Source organism: Arthrobacter sp. NicSoilC5, from assembly GCF_019977395.1.
GTDB lineage: Bacteria > Actinomycetota > Actinomycetes > Actinomycetales > Micrococcaceae > Arthrobacter.
This window is the reverse complement of sequence record NZ_AP024660.1, coordinates 893,659-911,046: the sequence shown is the minus strand read 5'-3', so window position 1 is coordinate 911,046 and position 17,388 is coordinate 893,659. Positions and strand designations below refer to the sequence as shown.

Below are 17,388 nucleotides of genomic sequence, written 5' to 3'. Positions count from 1 at the left end.
GGCACCATGGCACTGGTGCACCCGTGATGACCTTTGGCCCTGTTCGAGGCAGCGGTTCAGGGACACGCTGGGGTGGGACGGCGACAGGAGGCAACGTGGCAACAGCAGGGAACGGGGCAGCGGTGCCTGCTTCCGATCGGCCATCCGATCGGCGCCCCAGGATCATTGTGGGGGTGGACGGCTCCGAGGCATCCGTCGCCGCGCTCCGGGTGGCCAGCGCAATGGCGGAACCCATGTCCGCGCCGGTGGAGGCCTGGGCCTGCTGGGACGTTCCAGCCGGTTACGGCGTGTATTTGGCCGTAGGGATCGAGGGGTTCAAGTATGCCGCCCACCAGGTGCTGGAGCAGGCGCTGGCGGACGCTTTCGGGGAAGTGCCGGCATTTGTGCATCCACGCCTGGTGCGCGGCAAGCCCGGCCCCGCGCTGATCGACGCGAGCCGCAACGCCTCGCTGCTGATTGTCGGCAGGAGGGGGCATGGAAACTTCGTGCCCGGGTCCGTCAGTTCCGCGTGCGTGAGCCACGCGCACTGCCCTGTGCTGGTGGTGCACGCCCCGGAGGCTGGAGCCGGCGACAATGCTGCCCAGGCCCAGTCTGCTGTGCTGCCCTGAGCTGCCCTGACGCTGCGGTGACCTGACGCCCACGGGCCATGGCCCCGGGAGACGGGCCCTGGCTCCGGGACCCGGCCCGCCGCCGTCGTCCGTGTGCCCGCGTGTCCGTGTGCCCGGTTGTCCTAGTGTCCGTGGTGGCCCTGCCCGTGGTGGTGGGCCGCACCTTCCCCCACCAGTTCGTGGAGTCCTTCGACCGCCTGGGCGAGTGACAGGCCGGGGGATTCGACGACGAAGGGCATCAGGAGCCGGTTCTCCTTGTCCAGGTGGAGGGCGAAGATCCGCTGGATGGCGCCGGCTGCCACCGCTGCAGCAACGCCGTCGGCCGTCCTGAGTTCATCGACCAGGCCCACGATGACCTGATGCTCGGCCAGCATGCCGTCCACCAGCAGCCGGGCCTCCGGCATGCCGTGCGGCCCGCTGTAGAGGGGTCCTTCTTCTGCCAGCGCGTGCGGCACCAGCTCCTTGTCGCACCAGTCCAGCAGGGCGGCCTGCGTTTCCTGCCCGGCGCCGGGATCGCCCGCCTCCACGGCCTCCGTGAGCAGCCCCACCAGACCGTTCAGGTGCCGCAGCATGTCGGCGTGGTGCGCCTCGACTGCCTGCAGCGCCTGGGCCTCGGCGGAGGCATCCTTTCCGTTCACCGCGTTCATTCGCTGTTGCCTTCCAGTTGGGTGACATGCCGGTTCGTGGTGCGCAGGGACCAGCGGAGGTCCTTGATTGCCCAATAGGCAGCCCCGTTCATCACCGCAAAACCTGCGATGCCCAGCAAGGGGACCCGGACCACCAGCCCAAGAAGCAGGAGGCAGGCGCCCACTGCGACAAGGACGAGCCCCCGCCGGAAGCGGGTACGGAGTGTTAGCGCAAAGGCATCCTTGTTGAGCAGGGCTGCCAGCTTGGGGTCTTCCGCTTCCAGGCCGTGGCTGATCAGGTCGAGTTCGCGTTTTTCGAATTCAGAGAGCATCGCTGCACCCCACTGTCCATTGCCTGCGGGAGCCGCGGACTCAGGTACCCGGGTGGCCGCGCAGGACGGCCAGCCTGTTCTGGTACTCGGCAGCGTCGATCTCCCCGCGGGCGAAGCGCTCAGCCAGGACGTCTTCTGCCACCCGAGGGGGTTGAGGGTGGGCACCGTACGGGGAGGGTCCCCGCAGGGAACGGGCCAGCAGGACAATGCCGGTGATGATTGCTCCCCAGACCACCACCATGCTGATGCTCATCAGGACATAGCCCCACAGGCCCATGCCGTCGTTCCAGCCGTACACTTCCGCGACCTCCGGTCCACTGAAAGGCGGACGCCAGCCGTCTGCTTTCCGTTCCAGTATTGGGCTCCCGCAGGGGTCCGGGGGAGAGTCATTGGTCCTGTTTCGGCCCGCGGCTGCAGGGCTTTCCGGTGGGACCGGGTCCTAGAAGCCGCGGCGCCGGAGCCGCTTGTCCACGGCGACGGCCAGGGACGCGAGCAGGGCCAGCCCAAGGATCCGCAACCAGGCGTCGGCTCCGATGGGGGCCGTGTGGAAGAGCCCGTTCATTAGCGGTGTGTAGGTGAGGGCCAGTTGGCCGCCTGCCTGGACCAGGACGCCGACGAGGAGCCACCGGTTGCCGAATGGATGGATCCGCCAGGCCGGCCGGGTCAGGGACCGGCAACTGAAAAGGTAGAAAACTTCCACGGCCACGAACAGGTTCACGGCCGACGTGCGGGCCTGGGCAACAGAGGCGCCGGTGGCCACCTCGTGTTCAAAGAGCCACCACGTGCCGGCCACCAGGAGGGCTGAAACGAGCAGGACCCGCACTGTGAGCGCCCACGTCAGCAGGGGGCGGTCCGGTGGGCGCGGCGGGCGGGACATCAGTCCCGGTTCCTTCGGCTCGAAGGCGAGCATCAGGCCAAGGGCGACGGCGGTGGTCATGTTGATCCAGAGGATCTGGGTGGGCAGGATGGGCAGCGTCGCCCCCAGCAGGATGGCCACGAGGATCACCAGGCCTTCGGCCATGTTGGTGGGGAGGGTCCAGACGATGAATTTGGTCAGGTTGTCAAAGACGTTACGGCCTTCTTCGACAGCCGCCTCGATGGTGGCAAAGTCATCGTCCGTCAGGACAATGTCCGATGCTTCCTTGGCCACTTCCGTTCCGCTGCGCCCCATGGAGATGCCCACGTTTGCCTGGCGAAGGGCGGGTGCATCGTTGACGCCGTCCCCGGTCATGGCGGCCACGTGTCCGCGGGACTGCAGGGCACCGATGAGCCGAAGCTTCTGTTCCGGTGAAACCCGGGCGAACACCGTGGCCCGCTCTACGGCCTCCGGCAGCCGGTCCGCCGGGATGGCATCGAGGTCCGCCCCGGTCAGGGCTGTCCCCGCGGCGCTGTCAGCAGCCAGCCCCACGGCCGCTGCCACCGTGACGGCGGTGCGCACGTGGTCCCCGGTGATCATCTTCACGCCCACGCCTGCGCGCTGGCACGCCTTCACCGAGGCTGCGGCTGCTTCCCGCGGTGGGTCGTGCATCGCGTGAAGCCCGGTCAGGGTCATCCGGCCCCGCAACTCCGTGGCGGAGAGGGGGCCCGAACCGGCGGGAAGGCTCATCATGGCCGTGGCAAGGACCCGGAGCCCGTCGTCCGCGAGCGCGTGGGCTGCACCGAGCACGGCGTGCCTGCGAACGGGCCTGTCGGCGCCCTGGCCGTCCATTTCGTGGGCGCAGAGCTCCAGGACACGTTCCACGGCGCCTTTCACGAATACTGTGCCGCCGTCCTCCGGGAGCGTGGATGCGTGGAGCGTGGCCATGAACTGCCGCTCGGACGTGAAGGGCAGCTCTGCCTGCCGCGGGTTGGCAGCCAGGAAGTCCTGCACCTTGATGCCGGCCTTTCCTGCCGCCACAAGCATCGCGGCCTCCGTAGGATCACCGCGCACCTGCCAGCCGGACCCCTCCCTGCGGATGCTGGCGTCATTGCAGGCTGCTCCGCCCAACAGCGACCACTGCAGCGCATCATCCTTGGGCAGCGCAGCATCCCCGGGGTGCGTGGCGCCGCCGGGCTGCGCGGCACCGCCGGGACGTGTCACACCGGCGGCCAGGTTCCGGCCGTCCGGGTGCTGTGGGGCGGCGGGGTGCTGTCCGGCCGACGGGGTGATGTGTCCTTCCGGCCCGTAGCCGGAGCCTGTCACGTCGTACCACCCGGAGGGCGTCCACAGCGCACGGATTGTCATCTGGTTCTCGGTGAAGGTTCCCGTCTTGTCCGAGCAAATCACCGTGGTGCTGCCCAGCGTTTCCACCACGGGCAGCCGGCGCACCACGGCACGGCGCCGGGCCATGCGCCGCACGCCGATGGCAAGCGTGACCGTCACTGCGGCGGGAAGTCCCTCGGGGATGGCCCCCACGGCCAGGGCGACGGCGGCCGTGAACATCTGTCCCGGCCGTTCGCCATGTGCCAGTCCGGCGAGGAACGCCACGGCGGCGAGGGCCAGGATGGCGACGGTGAGGGTGGTGCTGAACCGTGCCAGTTTCAAGGTCAGCGGCGTGGCCACGGGCCGGACGGCACCCATGAGCCGGTGGATTTCGCCGAGTTCGGTTTCGCCGCCGATGGCCACCACGATTCCCGCACCGGTTCCCGCGGTCACCAGAGTGCCGCTGTACAGCATGTTCCGCCGGTCCGCCACGGGCGTGACCTGAGGCAGCACCACCTCGTCCTTGGCTACGGGATCGGATTCGCCCGTCAGTGCGGATTCGTCCACCCGCAGGGCGGACAGGCGTACCAGGCGGAGGTCGGCCGGTACCTTGTCGCCGGCTTCCAGCAGGACGAGGTCGCCGGGGACCAGGTCCTCGGACGGGACATGCTTCCGTTCGCCGCCGCGCATCACGGCCGCATGCGTGCGGACCAGTGAATGGAGGGCATCCAGGGCCGCCTCTGCCCGGACCTCCTGGACGAAGCCGATCAGCGTGTTGACCAGGACCACTGCAAGGATCACGGCGGAATCAAGGAATTCGCCCAGGAAGACGGTGACCACGGCAGCGGCCAACAGCACATAGACCAGCGGATTGTTGAATTGGCGTCCGAGTTTGCGCGCGATGCCTGCGCGCTGTGACCGCGGCAGCTCGTTGACGCCGAACTGGGCACGCCGGCGCGCCACCTCTTCCTGGTCAAGGCCCCTGGCGGCATCCGTCTCAAGCAGCAACACCACCTCGTGGACGGGCAATCCGTGGTGGGCCGTATCCCCGGCGTCTCCGGGTCCGGTGCCACTGCCGGACGGGTCCGGCTGCCGGGCCGTCACGTGGCTGTTCCGGGAGGGCCTGTGCTTCGCCACGGGTGCCGCCGCCCTGATCAGTGTCCCAGCACGGCGTCGAGGGTGGCGAAACCGTACCCCGCGGCCGTGATGCGGTCGATGACCTGGGGGAGGGCGTCGGCGTCCAGCGTCGTCCCGTCGTCGGGGTTGGACCCGATGTGCATGAGGACGATTTCGCCGGGCTGCAGCCCTGCCAGGACGCGGTCGGCCACCGTTTGGATGCTGGCGCCGCCGCTGGTGCCTTTCCAGCCGAGGGTGTCCACGGTCCACCTCACGGACACGTACCCCAGGGTGTTGACCGCCGCGATGGTGCGGGTGTCGCGTTCGCCGTAGGGGAACCGGAACAGCGGCCTGGGGTCGGCCCCGGCAGCCAGGATGGCCTCCTCGGCGCCGCGCACCTGCTGCGCGATCAGGTCATCTCCCAGGCTGGTGAACCCCGGATGGGTCATCGAATGGTTTGCCACACGGTGCCCGGCGGCCACGATCTGCGCCTCGGCCCGCGGGTTGTTCGCCGCCCAGTTGCCGGTCAGGAAGAAAGTCCCGGCAACGCCCCGGGCTGCAAGGGCCGACAGGATTTTTGGCAGCCCTGCCGCGTTGGCTCCTGCATCGAAGGTCAGGGCCACGACACGGCCTGCCCCTGGAATGACGGTCAGGTCCTGGCCGCGGAGGGATTCCGGAAACGGCGCCGGCCGGGCCGGTTCCGGAGGCTGGGCCGGCGCTTCAGGCGGCTCCGGTTCGGGAACCGGTGGCACTGGCACCGGCGGAACGGTCACAGGTGGCTCGACCGGAGCCTGGCCTGCTTCGGGGGTATCGGTTTCCTGCGGCTCCTCTGCCGGCGGGGAACTGCCCGGGGCCGGCGGACTTGTTGGTCCCGGCAGCGGCGATGGGAGCGCCGGTGATGGGGACGGGGAGGCCGACGGCGGCCCGGACGTGGGTGCCGGAAGGAACAGGGCCAGGATGATGGCGAGGACCGCCAGGGCGGCGGCGAGCGCTATGGCGGGCGCCCGTCGTCGTGCGTCACTGGCCGGCACCACCATCACCTGCCTTGGAAGTCAGCCGTGCCTGCCGCCGATGTTCCGTTCAGGAACCCTTGGAACCGTCGGCTTCGGTCTCCGCCGTGTGGACCACAAGGACGGGGCAATGGGCGTGCGCAACGATGGCGGAGCTGACCGAGCCAAGGAGCAGGCCGCCGAACCCGCCGTGTCCCCGGCGCCCCACCACGATCATGTCGGCGTCCCGGCTGGCATCGATCAGCGCTTCCCGGGGATGGCTGCGCACAAGGGTCGAGCTGACGTTGGCCGGTGTCTCGTCTCCGAAGGCCTGCGCCACAGCATCGTCCAGGACCTTCCGGGCCCCCTCCTCGAAGCCCTCGACGCCCATCATCACGTAACCGCTGTACATTTGCGGGTACTCCCAGCAGGCAATGGCCTGGACCTTGGCGCCAAGGGGGGTGGCCATCCGCTGGGCCTGCCGAAGTGCCTCCACGGACGCCTCCGACCCGTCGACGCCTACCACGATCCTGGCTATTGGTGCCCCGGCAATGCTCATGTTTGCTCCCTCGTCGGACCCGCGTTGTCAGGCCCATCATGCCTGCAGGCGCGCGGCGGGGCTAGGGCCGAAGGTCATGGCGCACCCGCAGGCGGCACGCCCCCGGTGGGAACCACATCTCCGGGCCCCTCCGGTTCGGTGGCGCCCTGGTCCAGCCGGAACGGCGGATATTCGTCACGCATCAGCGCCGTGTACACCAGGACACGGTAAATCCAGCGGTTGATGCCCAGGATGAAGTCGAACAGCGGCCGCTGGTAGCGGCCGGTGAACAGCAGGATCACTGCCGCTATCAGCACCAGCAGCCCCAGCAGGGACGGCCCGGAGACCCGTTCGTAGGTGGCCCCAAGGACGTTGTCCTCCGACTGCCACCGCCAGACGCTTTCCGTGCTCCCTGCGAAAGCGGCCACCAGGAGCAGATGCGGGATGGACAGGAGCCACCATTTCACCAGGACCAGTCCGCGCGAGAGCCGCTGCGGGTACTCCACGTCAAAATCGGCCGGGTAATTGGCGCGCTTGAGCGTAAACGGCGGGTACAGGTCGGTGCCCACGGCGGCGTAGGCGTAGAAGGCCACACGCCAGTTCCACCGCATGACGCCCACGTTGAAGTCGAACAGCGCCCGCGGATAGCGGCCGGTAAAGAGGATGGCGAACCCCGCCACGATGGTGGTGATGGCGAACGCGAACCAGAGGAAGAAGAGGAGGATGAAATGCGGTATGGCCAGGAACCATTTGACCAGCCACATCCAGCGTGAAAGCCCGGGATCGAGCTCACCAAAGAGGCTGGAGGGGTAGCCGGGGCGCCCTCCCGGTCCCGCCGCGGATGGCTGGGGCGGGGGAACGGCTTCGGGCACTGCCCGCGCTCCCGGATATGCGGTTCCCGGATATCCCGCTGCCGGATACGCGCCCGCACCCATGTCCGGACCACCCATGTCCGGACCACCCATGGGGCGCCCGCCGTCAGGGCGTGCGGCGTGCCGGCCCAGACCCGCGGCCCCGAAGATGATGAGGGGAACGCCGATCAGCAGGGCGATGATCCCGCCCACCAGCAGGCCCGTGGCTGCCGGCCGGATCAGGTCCGAGCGGAAGCCGGCCTGCGCTTGGACATCAACCCCGGGGGAGGCGTCGGCGTTCATCACCACCACTTCCCACGCGCCCGGCGTGATGTTCCAGGTGAGCTCCTGCTGTCCCGTTCCCGACGCGGAGGCGGTCCAGATGCGCTGGTCCGCGGGCGGTGATGCCGGGTTGCCGCCCGGTACATCGCGGTATTCGGCGCGGAACGGCCGCTGGCGGATGTTCAGCAGCTCCGAGTGGTGCACGCCTGAGAGGTACTGTTCGACGTCGGCCTGCCGGCCGATGCCAATGAACACCGGTTTGTCCGGGGTCACTGATTCAACGCGCAGCCGCAGGGTTCCGACGTCGAAGGGCAGCCTGCCGGGAACGTCGTCTCCAATGGCGTCTGCCCGCGGCGAGGTCAGGGCGAATGAACTCACGGAGAAACGCGATGAGCCGGACGTCAGGTATCCGTCCCCCTGGATGGTTCCCACCGCCGACGCCACGGCCCCGCCCGCCAGCGCGGCAAGGCCCGGAAGCGTTATCAGGATCCCGAGGATCAGCATGATGATGGCTGCGGGCTTCTTCATGGGGTGAACCTTCCGCGTTAGGTATGCGGGCAGGGCGGTGGGAGGATCAGCGGGCGGTGCTGCCTAGATGGCATTCGTTACTGCCTGGGTCCGGGTGATGATGGTGGGGCAGGGCAGGTGCTTCAGGACCCCGTGGGCGGTGGAGCCGAGCAGGAGGCGTTTAAAGGCGCCCCGGCCGCGGCTGCCCACCACCAGGAGCCGGGCTCCTGCTGCGGCTTCGACGAGGGCGTCCACGGGGCCTTTGTCGGTTTCCAGCCGCTGGTGCACGGTGAGGTCGGGGTAGTCTTCCTTCAGCCCGGCGACGGTTTCGGAGAGGACAACCCGGTCCTCGTCCACGATGAGGTCCGCGAGGGCACCCGGCGTCAGACCGGCATCGATGATGGGATCGGGCACGCTGACGGCGTACACGACCGTGAGCTCGTCTCCCTCGCGGTCTGCTTCAGCGGCTGCGAAGGCAACGGCCTGGGTGGCCTCCGGTGACCCGTCAACGCCCACCACCACTCCCGACCTGCCCTCAAGGTCCTGGGTTCCGACGACGGCGACGGGGACCTTGGCAGCGGTGGCCACCTGGAGGGCGCGGTCGGCAAGGGCGCCGCCGAGGTGGCCGCTGCCGGACCCAATGACCATCATCGAAGTTTTCTTGGAGTACTTGGCCAGGGAGCCGCCCACGCTTCCGGTGAGCAGTTCCGTGGCGGGCGTGATGGGAACCGCTCCTTCCAGGCGCCTGGCGGCGGTCTTGAGGAGTTCCTCGCCCGCCTGCTGGAGGGTTCCGAACCACGGATAGGGTTCGGCAACCCAGCGGTCGTCCACCACATGGAGGACCACCAGTGGCAGGCCCGCCCGGTGGGCCCGGCGGGCTGCCCACAGGACCGCGGCCTGGCTTTGGGCTGAGTCGTTGGTGCCCGCAGCTATGGGTTTTTGCGATGTCATGGCCGCTCTTCCTGCTCGTCGTGAACTGGGGTTTCCTGCCTTTCAAGACTGGCCCCGGCCTTGGCGGCACTCTAGGGCCAAAAGTCACGGAAGCGCTGCTCAGGCGCTTCTACGCTCCCGGTTCTGCCGGAGCGACGGGCTCCGGGCCCGGAGTGTCCTTTTCCGCGAGGGTCTTGAAGATGGTCCAGCCGACGGCGGTGAGCGGCACTGCCAGCAGGGCCCCGATGACGCCGGCCAGGGTGGCCCCGGCGGCCAGGGCGAGGATGATCACCAGCCCGTGGATCCGCAGGACCCGGCCCATGAAGAGGGGCTGGAGGATGTGGTGCTCGAACTGGTTGGCGGCCACCAGGATCACCAGGACAATGAGGGCGGTTACCGGCCCGTTTTCCACCAGGGCCACCAGCACCGCGAGGCTGCCGGCGGCGGTTGCTCCGATGATCGGAATGAAACCACCCAGGAAGACCACGGCGGCCAGCGGCACTGCCAGGGGGACCCGCAGGACCAGGAGTCCGATCAGGACCATCACGGCGTCAATGGCAGCGATGATGAGCGTCCCGCGGACGTAACCGCCCAGCACCACGATGCTTCGCCCGGCCGCCAGATGTGCCTTGCCCTGGCGGGTTGCCGGGAGAAACCCGATCAGGAAGGACCGGATCTTCTCGCCGTCTTTGAGGAAGAAGAACAGGATGACTGCTGTCAGCACCGAGCCGGCCGCAATCTCACCAGCCGTTCTCAGCCCTGTCAACGCGTCGGCCCCCAGGCTCCCGCCGGCAAGGAACTTCTGGAACTCCTCCCGCGCGGCATTGATCTGGTCGTTCGTCAGCGCCACGGGGCCGGTGGTAACGAACTGCTGAAGCTGGCCTATACCGGCTTCTGCCCGGGCTGCCAGGACGGAGGCCTGCTGCCTGACCAGTGTGATGATGCCTCCCACCACGCCGGCCGCCCCTGCCAGGATCACCAGGAAGGACGACAGGACGGCAAGGGCGCGGGGCCAGCCGCGGGCAGCAAGCCAGCGGACCGCGGGAGCCATGGCCGAGGCCAGGATCAAGGCCACCATCACCGGGATGGTGACCAGGGGAACCCTGGTCGCGGCCGTCACCACTGCCCAGGCGAGCGCCAGTAGGGAGAGCGTCTGGACTGCCCGTATGCTTGCCCGGCCCAGGCCGTCGGTCCACAGGAGGGACATCCGGCCGCTAAAAGACCGCGGACGGGAGCGATCTGCCGCGTCCCCGTCCAGGGGTTCATTGCCTTCCATGGGCTTTCTCCTTGCTGCCGGGTGCACCTGAGGTTCCATCAGCATTAGTTGGTCAGTATGCTTACTATTGTCTGCCCACCGCAACGAGAAAGGCACCATCATGACTGAACAGAACGTCCCGGACGATGAGCTGGAAGTCGTGGAGCAGGACGACGTGCTTCTCGACGAAACTCCCGGCGCGGCGTCGTCCCTGGAACTGGACCCCGTATCGGGGGAGCCTGACAGCTACCCGGGTGCTGCCGAAAACAACCCCGACCGCTGGCAGGAGGACCCCTTGCTGCAGGACGAGGCCCTCTCCGGTGAAGAGGAGGACTTCCTGAGCGACCAGGCGCTGCGGGATGAAAGCGCCCGGGCGCGGTACCGTTCGGGCGATGAGCAGGTATCGCCGGACACCCCCACCCTGGGGGAGGCCGCAGCGGATGTCGATTTTGGGGAAGCCCCCACCGGCCTCGAGGCTGACGGCAGCGACGACGAGGAGAATTTTGGCGGCTCGCCGCTCAGCGAGTTTGAGCCCGACGACCTGGAACGCTAGCAACCCCGCGGGCCGAGCCGGCGTGGCCCGGCCGGCAGGGGAGGGAGACCCATGCAATCCAAAGAACTGCTGCTGGAGTCCTTCGACCGGCTCCCGGGCCTGGTCCGGGAGGCCCTCGACGGGCTGGACGCGGCGCAGCTGCAGCGCCGGCCGGGTGGCAACGGCAATTCCATCGCGTGGCTGATCTGGCATACGGGCCGGGTGGAGGATGCGCAGGTAGCCTCCGCTGCGGGCCTGGAACAGGTGTGGACCGCTGAAGGTTTCGTTAAGCGTTTCGGCCTTCCGCTGGGGGAACGCGACACGGGCTACGGCCACTCCAGTGAACAGGTGGACGCCGTCAGGGCGCCGCGGGAGCTGTTGCAGGAGTACTACGAAGCCGTCCACCGGCAGACCGCCAAGGTCCTGGAAGACATTGCTGATCCGGACCTGGACCGCGTGGTTGACAGGCACTGGAATCCACCTGTGACCCTCGGAGTGCGGCTGGTCAGCATTCTGGGGGACTGCCTTCAGCACATCGGCCAGGCCGCCTACGCCAAGGGGCTGCATGGCGGAACGGCAGGCGCCGGCGGTGCGTGAACTGGTGGTATTGGGCACCGCTTCCCAGGTTCCCACCCGGACCCGGAACCACAACGGCTACTTCCTGCGCTGGGACGGCGAGGGGCTGCTTTTCGACCCCGGTGAGGGAACCCAGCGCCAGATGATCCACGCCGGCGTCGCGGCCGGCCACATCACCAGGATCTGCCTCACCCATGTGCACGGTGACCACTGCTACGGGTTGCCTGGGGTCCTGTCCCGGATGGCCCTTGACGGTGTGCCACACCCTGTCCACCTGCACTATCCGGCGTCGGGTGACCCGGTGGTGCAGGCCTTGGTGGCAGTGGGTTCGCCCGGCATCGACCTGCGGCTCCACCCGCATTCGGGCGCCGGGCCCGTGGCGGACTGCCTGGAGGTGCAGCCCCTGAGGCACCGCATCGAGACCTACGGTTACCAGCTAAGGGAGCCTGACGGACGCACGTTACTGCCGGAGCGGCTCCGGGCGGCAGGAATCGGAGGGCCGGATGTGGGCCGGCTGCAACGCGACGGCGTCCTTGGGGCAGTCAGGCTGGAGAATGTGAGCGTACCCAGGCCGGGCCAGCGCTTCGCCTTCATTATGGACACCGCGCCGTGCCCGGGCGCCGAGGACCTGGCGGACGGGGCTGACCTGCTGGTCACCGAGTCAACGTTCAGTGACGACGACGACGCCCTGGCACGGCAATACCTGCACCTCACTGCCGGGCAGGCCGGGGAGCTGGCGGCCTCCGGCAGGGCCCGCACCCTGGTGCTCACCCACTTCTCCGCACGGTACGGCGACGACGTTTCCGTGCTGGAACAACAGGCGCAGGCACGGGCTCCGGGGGTTACCGTGATCGCCGCCAACGACCTTGACCGCATCCCCGTCCCACGGCGGCGGCAACCAGCGGCAGAGGCTGCGGCCCCAACAACGGCGATAGGGTTGAACCATGACGGCAGCAGCTGAATCCACGGTCACTTTCGATGGCCGTTTCGCCCGGGAACTGGCGGAACTCGCCGTGCCCTGGCAGGCCGAGGAAGCGCCCAGCCCTGAGCTCCTCGTCCTGAACGAGAAACTGGCAACGGACCTGGGCCTCGACCCGCAGTACCTGCGCAGCCCCGAGGGTGTGCGGCTCCTTGTGGGAAACCATGTGCCGGCCGGTGCCACACCCGTGGCGCAGGCGTACGCCGGACACCAGTTTGGCGGGTATTCGCCCCTGCTCGGCGACGGACGGGCCCTGCTGCTGGGCGAGGTCACTGACCGGGCCGGCCGCCTCCTGGACGTCCATCTCAAAGGTTCGGGGCGAACGCCCTTCGCCCGCGCGGGGGACGGCCGTGCCGTGGTCGGGCCCATGCTGCGTGAGTACATAGTCAGTGAGGCCATGCACGCACTGCACATTCCCACCACCCGTTCACTCGCCGTCGTGGCCACCGGCCGGCAGGTCCGGCGCGATGACATGCTGCCCGGTGCCGTCCTGGCGCGGGTTGCGGGCAGCCATTTGCGCGTCGGCAGCTTCCAGTACGCCCGCGCCACCGAAAATATGGACCTCCTGAAGCGGCTGGCGGACCACGCCATCGGCAGGCACTACCCCCACGCGGCGGATGCCGACAACCCCTACCTTGCGCTGTTCGCGGCGGTCGTCTCCGCCCAGGCGGAGCTGGTGGCCCGGTGGATGCTCGTTGGCTTCGTACACGGGGTCATGAACACGGACAACATGACCATCTCCGGGGAAACCATCGACTACGGCCCGTGCGCGTTCATGGATGCCTTCAACCCGGCCGCCGTTTACAGTTCCATTGACGTCGGCGGACGCTATGCCTATGCCAACCAGCCTGTCCTGGCCGAATGGAACCTGGCCCGGCTCGCCGAGGCCATGCTGCCGCTGATTGACAAGGACCAGGAGAAGGCCGTGGCCCCGGCAGTGGAGGTCCTGGGCAGTTTCCGGGGCCACTACAGCCAGGCATGGACCCGCGGGATTACGGCCAAGCTGGGACTGGACAGCGTCGATGAAAACGGCGCCGGGGCCCTGGTGGATGATGTCCTCGACCTTCTTAAGGACGGACCCGTGGACTACACCCTGTTCTTCCGCAACCTGGGCAAAGCGGCCCGCGGGGACCTTCGTCCCGTGCGCGGCATGGTCCTCGACCTGGCCGCCCTCGATGCCTGGCTGGACCGGTGGCAGGCGCTGCAACCTGACCCGGAGCTGATGGACAGCGTGAACCCGGCCTACATTCCGCGGAACCACCTGGTGGAAGAGGCGCTGTCCGCTGCCACCGCCGGAAACCTGGCTCCACTGCAGCAACTGCTGGAGGCGGTCAGCGCCCCCTTCACCGAGCGGCCCGGCCTGGAACGCTACCTGCAGGGGGCGCCCGACGACTTCGGCAGCTACATGACCTTCTGCGGCACCTGACCGCAGCGGGCCGCGGGGGCAAAACGACAGGAGGGTGGCAACCGGTATTCCCGGCTGCCACCCTCCTGCTTCGTCCGGGGCCGCCAAGGGCACCGGACAGTGCGAAGACTAGGCTACGCGCACAGCGGAGTAGCCGCCGAGCCAGCTGATGGAGTGCACCTGCGTGTCGAAGCCGTTGACGCCGCCGCTGACAACCTGGCCGTTGCCTGCGTAAACGCCCACGTGGCCGGAGGTGATGATCAGGTCGCCGGGGGCGGGAGCGCCTACAACGGTGCCGTACTGGAAGAACTGGGTGGGGGCCAGGTCGCCCACGGACTTGCCGACGGAACGCAGCGCCTTCTCGACCATGGCGGTGCAATCCTGCTTGACGCCCAGCTGGCCGTAGGCCGAGGCGAGGATCGCTGCGCCGGTGCCGGTGCCGGTGGTTGATGCCACGGGGGTTGCCGAGGCGTAAGACATGTTCATGCCGGTGTTCGCCGGAGCGGTGGCGGCTGCGGCCTGCACGGGTGCTGCTGCAGGGGCCGGCGCCGGGGCTGCGGTGTAGCCTGCGCCCGGAATCTGGATCTGGTCGCCCGGGTAGATGATCGAGGACAGTCCCAGGCCGTTGGCGGACAGCACGTCATTGAGGCTGACGCCGTAGGCTGAAGCGATGGCGCCAAGGGTGTCGCCGGAAACGACGGTGTGGACGTTGCCTGCTGCTGCAGCGGGGGCTGCGGCCGGGGCAGCGGGTGCCGAGGTGGCCTGGACGCTGGTCTGCTCAGTGGTGTCCGGGCCGGATACACCTGCATGGGCCGGGGCGCCGACTCCGAAGGCAATGCCGGACGCTGCAGCAACGGCGAGCGCCGGGCGGCCCAGCGAGCGGGCTTGGGATTTTGCTGTTACGGCGAGGCCCTCGAGCACAATGGAGCGGGCCGGAGTCGCGCGGTGACGGGCTGAAATGGAATTTTTTGACACGGTTGATCGCCTCTCCCATGCCTGCGGGGTGAGCTGTCGGGTTCGGGCTGGAGATACCCGGCCGGAAGCGGCTCCGCGGTAGGCGGAAGCGCATTCGACTTAACCCCTAGGCCACAATATGGCCGTGGAAACTTGGTTCCCCCGTCCCTGCCAACTGGAGCGGTTGGATCCCATGATCAGCGGCAGGGCTCGGCATGCTGACGGGAATGTCCCGTCTGAGAGGGACACCAGTCGACCATAACCCAGGTGCATCGCAATTGTCACATTTGGATAACATACGAGGTTCTTCTCTCGCATTGCGCAAACGTCTGGACATTCCAGGGCGTTCCTGGGCGGACCTCTGCTGATACTTTTCCTGTTGAGCACGGTAACAATGTGGAAACAGCAGCCTGCGTTGCGCGGGAATCCGGCGGTAAGCTTCCGGACTATGCCCCTGTTCGTGACCATCGCGAGGCTCCCTTGGCAGGGAGGCCTCCTGGCCCTTGCCCTGGCCGCAGGCACCATGCTGCCGGCGGCGGCCGACGAGCCGCCACCGCCCGGCGGGTATCCCTCCTGGGCGGACGTGCAGGAGGCGAAATCGTCCGAAGCGGCAAAAGCCGCAGAAATCGCCACCATTAATGGACTCCTGACGGACCTTGAGGCGGATTCGGAGGCAGCAGGCGGGATGGCCGTGCGCTCGGCCGCCGACTATGCCGCCGCAGACGCCGCGCTGCAGGCAGCCACCTCCCGCCTGGATACCCTGTCCGCCCACGCTGCCCGTGCCAACGCGGAGCTGGCCCGGCACCGGAAGGACATCGGTGCCCTGGCCGTCCAGTCCTACAAGACCGGCGGTACCAATGCAGGATTCTTCGTCGCGCTGGACGCCCTGGAAACCAACAGCGTCCAGGGGCTCAACCTGGTCAAGCTCGTGGGCGACAAGACTGCCACCCTGGTCGCCAATGCTGCCGCCGCCGAAAAGACGGCCACCGCCCTCACCGAACAGGAAAAAGCCGCCAGGAGCGAGCGGGAACGCCTGTCCGGGGAAGCGAAAGCAAAACTGGACGCCGCACGTTCCGCCCAGGATTCGCTGGCCCGGCGCGTCGCAGAGGAGCAGCGGCACGGCAGCGAGCTGACCGCCCAGCTCGCCACCCTGAAAGGTACGACGGCGGCCATGGAGGGTGAGTACCGCCAGGGCCAGGCCGCACTGGCCGCCTACGAGGCGGCCCAGGCGGCCAAACGTGCCGCCGCTGAGGAGCAGGCCCGCGGGCAGGCGGAGGCTGCAGCCAGGGCGGCCGCAGTGGCAGCCCGGCAGCCAAAGGCGCCCGCACCCGCTGCCGACCCTGGCCAGGCCAATCCGGCCCAACCCGGTCCGGCCCCCGGCGCCGTCAGCAATCCCGGCGTCAGCAACCCCGGCCCTCCCGCTCCGGAAGACCCGGCACCGGCCCCGCCAAGCCCTCCCGCCGTCGTCGTGCCTTCTGTTCCCGGCGGTGCGGTGAACGACCCCGCCGGGGCCAAAAGCTACGCGTCCGGACGCCTGCCCGCCTACGGGTGGGGCCAGGACCAGTTCCTGTGCCTGGCCCAGCTGTGGACCAAGGAGTCCAACTGGCTGACCACCGCCACCAACGCCTATTCCGGAGCCTATGGGATTCCGCAGGCCCTGCCCCCGGGGAAGTACGCCAGCGCCGGCGGTGACTGGCTCACCAGCTACCGCACCCAGATCGAATGGGGCCTGGGCTACATCCGCGACCGCTACGGTTCCCCGTGCGCGGCCTGGAACCACTCCGTATCCCTGAACTGGTACTGACTGACGCGTTAGGCTGTCAACATGCCAGATTTCGAACGGTTCCGTGCGCTGCTCGAAGAGGAGCGGGCGCGGCGCCTGGCACTATTGCCGGCGCTGCGGGCGGACATCGAGGCAGCAAACTCGGCGCGCCAGGATTCCAACGTCGACGACGAGCACGATCCCGAGGGTGCCACCATCGCCTTCGAACTCTCACAGGCCTCCGCGCTCCTGAAACAGAGTTCGGCGGGCCTGGACCAGATTGAGGCGGCCCTTGCCCGGCTGGCGGCGGGGACCTATGGAACCTGCGCCGTCTGCGGGGAGCCCATCGCCGAGGGCAGGCTTGAAGCCCGCCCCTGGACCCCGTACTGCATCCGGCACGCGGCGTCCGGGCGCGGACTGTGACCGGTACGGCGGACGTTGTGTCCGCGGCGGCGGATTTCGTGGACCGGACCCTGCAGAACGAGGGCGCCTGGTATCGTGCGGACGACGTCGGCGCCCGGCTGGGCGGGGTACTGGCCTCTTATGGTTCGTCTGTGGGGGCCGTCCGCGGGACCGTGCGTGATGCGCTGCGGAAGTTCAAGGACCTGGACCATGACGGCACGGTCATGCTGGCCTCCGCCCTGTGGGGTCAGCCGCGGCCCGGTTCCCGGCCGGTGTTCGAGCGCCGCCTGGCAGCGGTGGTGCTGCTGCAGTCACGGTTGCGGCTGCTCCGTCACTCTGACCTGACCCGGCTGGAGGGCTTCCTTCGCTCCGCGCAGGCGGCGGACCTGACCGGGCCCCTTCTTACCGACGTCCTGGTCCCGTTGCTGGCGGGGCTGGGGGAGCGCGAGCGGCAGCGGGCAGGTGTTGTCCTGGCGCGGTGGCGGGAAGACCCCGACCCGCAGCTGCGGGCGGCGGCCGGCGCCCTTGAAAAACACTTGTCCATTTGAAACGTACCGAGGAG

General features: G+C 68.5%; 18 protein-coding genes and 1 riboswitch. Of the genes, 8 read left to right on the top strand and 10 right to left on the bottom strand.

The annotated features are described in order from the left end of the window. Window positions 1–95: 95 nt before the first annotated feature. A complete protein-coding gene (locus LDO22_RS04180) occupies window positions 96–608 on the top strand; it encodes a universal stress protein (RefSeq protein WP_224026198.1) in 513 nt (170 codons plus the stop codon). A 122-nt stretch (window positions 609–730) separates the two neighbouring features. On the opposite strand, the gene LDO22_RS04175 is transcribed toward LDO22_RS04180, so the two are convergent. The 9 genes from LDO22_RS04175 to LDO22_RS04135 form a co-directional block, all read right to left on the bottom strand. Next, window positions 731–1,255, bottom strand: coding sequence for a hemerythrin domain-containing protein (locus tag LDO22_RS04175; protein ID WP_224026197.1), 525 nt, complete (start codon window positions 1,253–1,255; stop codon window positions 731–733). Next, complete coding sequence (locus tag LDO22_RS04170) at window positions 1,252–1,566, bottom strand: DUF3040 domain-containing protein (RefSeq protein WP_159635445.1); 315 nt, start codon at window positions 1,564–1,566, stop codon at window positions 1,252–1,254. The genes LDO22_RS04175 and LDO22_RS04170 overlap by 4 nt, the downstream gene beginning before the upstream one ends. Before the next feature lie 40 nt (window positions 1,567–1,606). Next, on the bottom strand, window positions 1,607–1,864 hold the full coding sequence (locus tag LDO22_RS04165) for an SHOCT domain-containing protein (RefSeq protein WP_224026196.1): 258 nt from the start codon (window positions 1,862–1,864) through the stop codon (window positions 1,607–1,609). A gap of 141 nt (window positions 1,865–2,005) precedes the next feature. After that, window positions 2,006–4,852, bottom strand: a complete 2,847-nt coding sequence (locus LDO22_RS04160; RefSeq protein ID WP_224026195.1) for an HAD-IC family P-type ATPase — start codon at window positions 4,850–4,852, stop codon at window positions 2,006–2,008. Window positions 4,853–4,902: 50 nt separating this feature from the next. Continuing rightward, window positions 4,903–5,901 (bottom strand): polysaccharide deacetylase family protein, encoded by a 999-nt coding sequence (locus LDO22_RS04155; RefSeq protein ID WP_224026194.1) that lies wholly within the window; start codon window positions 5,899–5,901, stop codon window positions 4,903–4,905. Between the two features lie 43 nt (window positions 5,902–5,944). Then, the gene (locus LDO22_RS04150) at window positions 5,945–6,412 is read right to left on the bottom strand and encodes a universal stress protein (protein ID WP_224026193.1); all 468 of its coding nucleotides are present in this window, start codon (window positions 6,410–6,412) and stop codon (window positions 5,945–5,947) included. A 74-nt stretch (window positions 6,413–6,486) separates the two neighbouring features. Beyond that, a complete protein-coding gene (locus tag LDO22_RS04145) occupies window positions 6,487–8,052 on the bottom strand; it encodes a DUF4389 domain-containing protein (RefSeq protein WP_224026192.1) in 1,566 nt (521 codons plus the stop codon). A 63-nt stretch (window positions 8,053–8,115) separates the two neighbouring features. Continuing rightward, on the bottom strand, window positions 8,116–8,982 hold the full coding sequence (locus LDO22_RS04140; RefSeq protein WP_224026191.1) for a universal stress protein: 867 nt from the start codon (window positions 8,980–8,982) through the stop codon (window positions 8,116–8,118). 109 nt (window positions 8,983–9,091) lie between these two features. Further along, a complete protein-coding gene (locus LDO22_RS04135; protein WP_224026190.1) occupies window positions 9,092–10,168 on the bottom strand; it encodes an AI-2E family transporter in 1,077 nt (358 codons plus the stop codon). A gap of 169 nt (window positions 10,169–10,337) precedes the next feature. On the opposite strand from LDO22_RS04135, the gene LDO22_RS04130 reads away from it, so the two are divergent. The 4 genes from LDO22_RS04130 to LDO22_RS04115 are packed head-to-tail and all read left to right on the top strand — an operon-like array spanning window position 10,338 to window position 13,729. Then, window positions 10,338–10,769, top strand: coding sequence for a hypothetical protein (locus LDO22_RS04130; RefSeq protein ID WP_224026189.1), 432 nt, complete (start codon window positions 10,338–10,340; stop codon window positions 10,767–10,769). A 51-nt stretch (window positions 10,770–10,820) separates the two neighbouring features. Beyond that, window positions 10,821–11,345, top strand: a complete 525-nt coding sequence (locus LDO22_RS04125; RefSeq protein ID WP_159631863.1) for a DUF664 domain-containing protein — start codon at window positions 10,821–10,823, stop codon at window positions 11,343–11,345. Further along, on the top strand, window positions 11,338–12,285 hold the full coding sequence (locus tag LDO22_RS04120; RefSeq protein ID WP_224027156.1) for a ribonuclease Z: 948 nt from the start codon (window positions 11,338–11,340) through the stop codon (window positions 12,283–12,285). Before LDO22_RS04125 ends, LDO22_RS04120 begins: the two co-directional genes overlap by 8 nt. Beyond that, the gene (locus tag LDO22_RS04115; RefSeq protein ID WP_224026188.1) at window positions 12,269–13,729 is read left to right on the top strand and encodes a protein adenylyltransferase SelO; all 1,461 of its coding nucleotides are present in this window, start codon (window positions 12,269–12,271) and stop codon (window positions 13,727–13,729) included. Before LDO22_RS04120 ends, LDO22_RS04115 begins: the two co-directional genes overlap by 17 nt. Window positions 13,730–13,837: 108 nt before the next feature. On the opposite strand, the gene LDO22_RS04110 is transcribed toward LDO22_RS04115, so the two are convergent. After that, window positions 13,838–14,683 carry a LysM domain-containing protein gene (locus LDO22_RS04110; RefSeq protein ID WP_159631865.1) on the bottom strand — a complete coding sequence of 282 codons (846 nt, stop codon included), beginning with the start codon at window positions 14,681–14,683 and terminating at the stop codon, window positions 13,838–13,840. Between the two features lie 3 nt (window positions 14,684–14,686). Continuing rightward, window positions 14,687–14,886, bottom strand: a riboswitch (cyclic di-AMP (ydaO/yuaA leader). A gap of 224 nt (window positions 14,887–15,110) precedes the next feature. On the opposite strand from LDO22_RS04110, the gene LDO22_RS04105 reads away from it, so the two are divergent. From LDO22_RS04105 to LDO22_RS04095, 3 genes are read left to right on the top strand one after another with little or no spacing between them, the layout of a single operon-like run. Continuing rightward, complete coding sequence (locus LDO22_RS04105; protein ID WP_224026187.1) at window positions 15,111–16,466, top strand: lytic transglycosylase domain-containing protein; 1,356 nt, start codon at window positions 15,111–15,113, stop codon at window positions 16,464–16,466. Between the two features lie 21 nt (window positions 16,467–16,487). Continuing rightward, window positions 16,488–16,847, top strand: coding sequence for a TraR/DksA C4-type zinc finger protein (locus LDO22_RS04100; protein ID WP_224026186.1), 360 nt, complete (start codon window positions 16,488–16,490; stop codon window positions 16,845–16,847). Then, window positions 16,844–17,374, top strand: coding sequence for a DNA alkylation repair protein (locus tag LDO22_RS04095; protein ID WP_224026185.1), 531 nt, complete (start codon window positions 16,844–16,846; stop codon window positions 17,372–17,374). Before LDO22_RS04100 ends, LDO22_RS04095 begins: the two co-directional genes overlap by 4 nt. Window positions 17,375–17,388 lie beyond the last annotated feature (14 nt).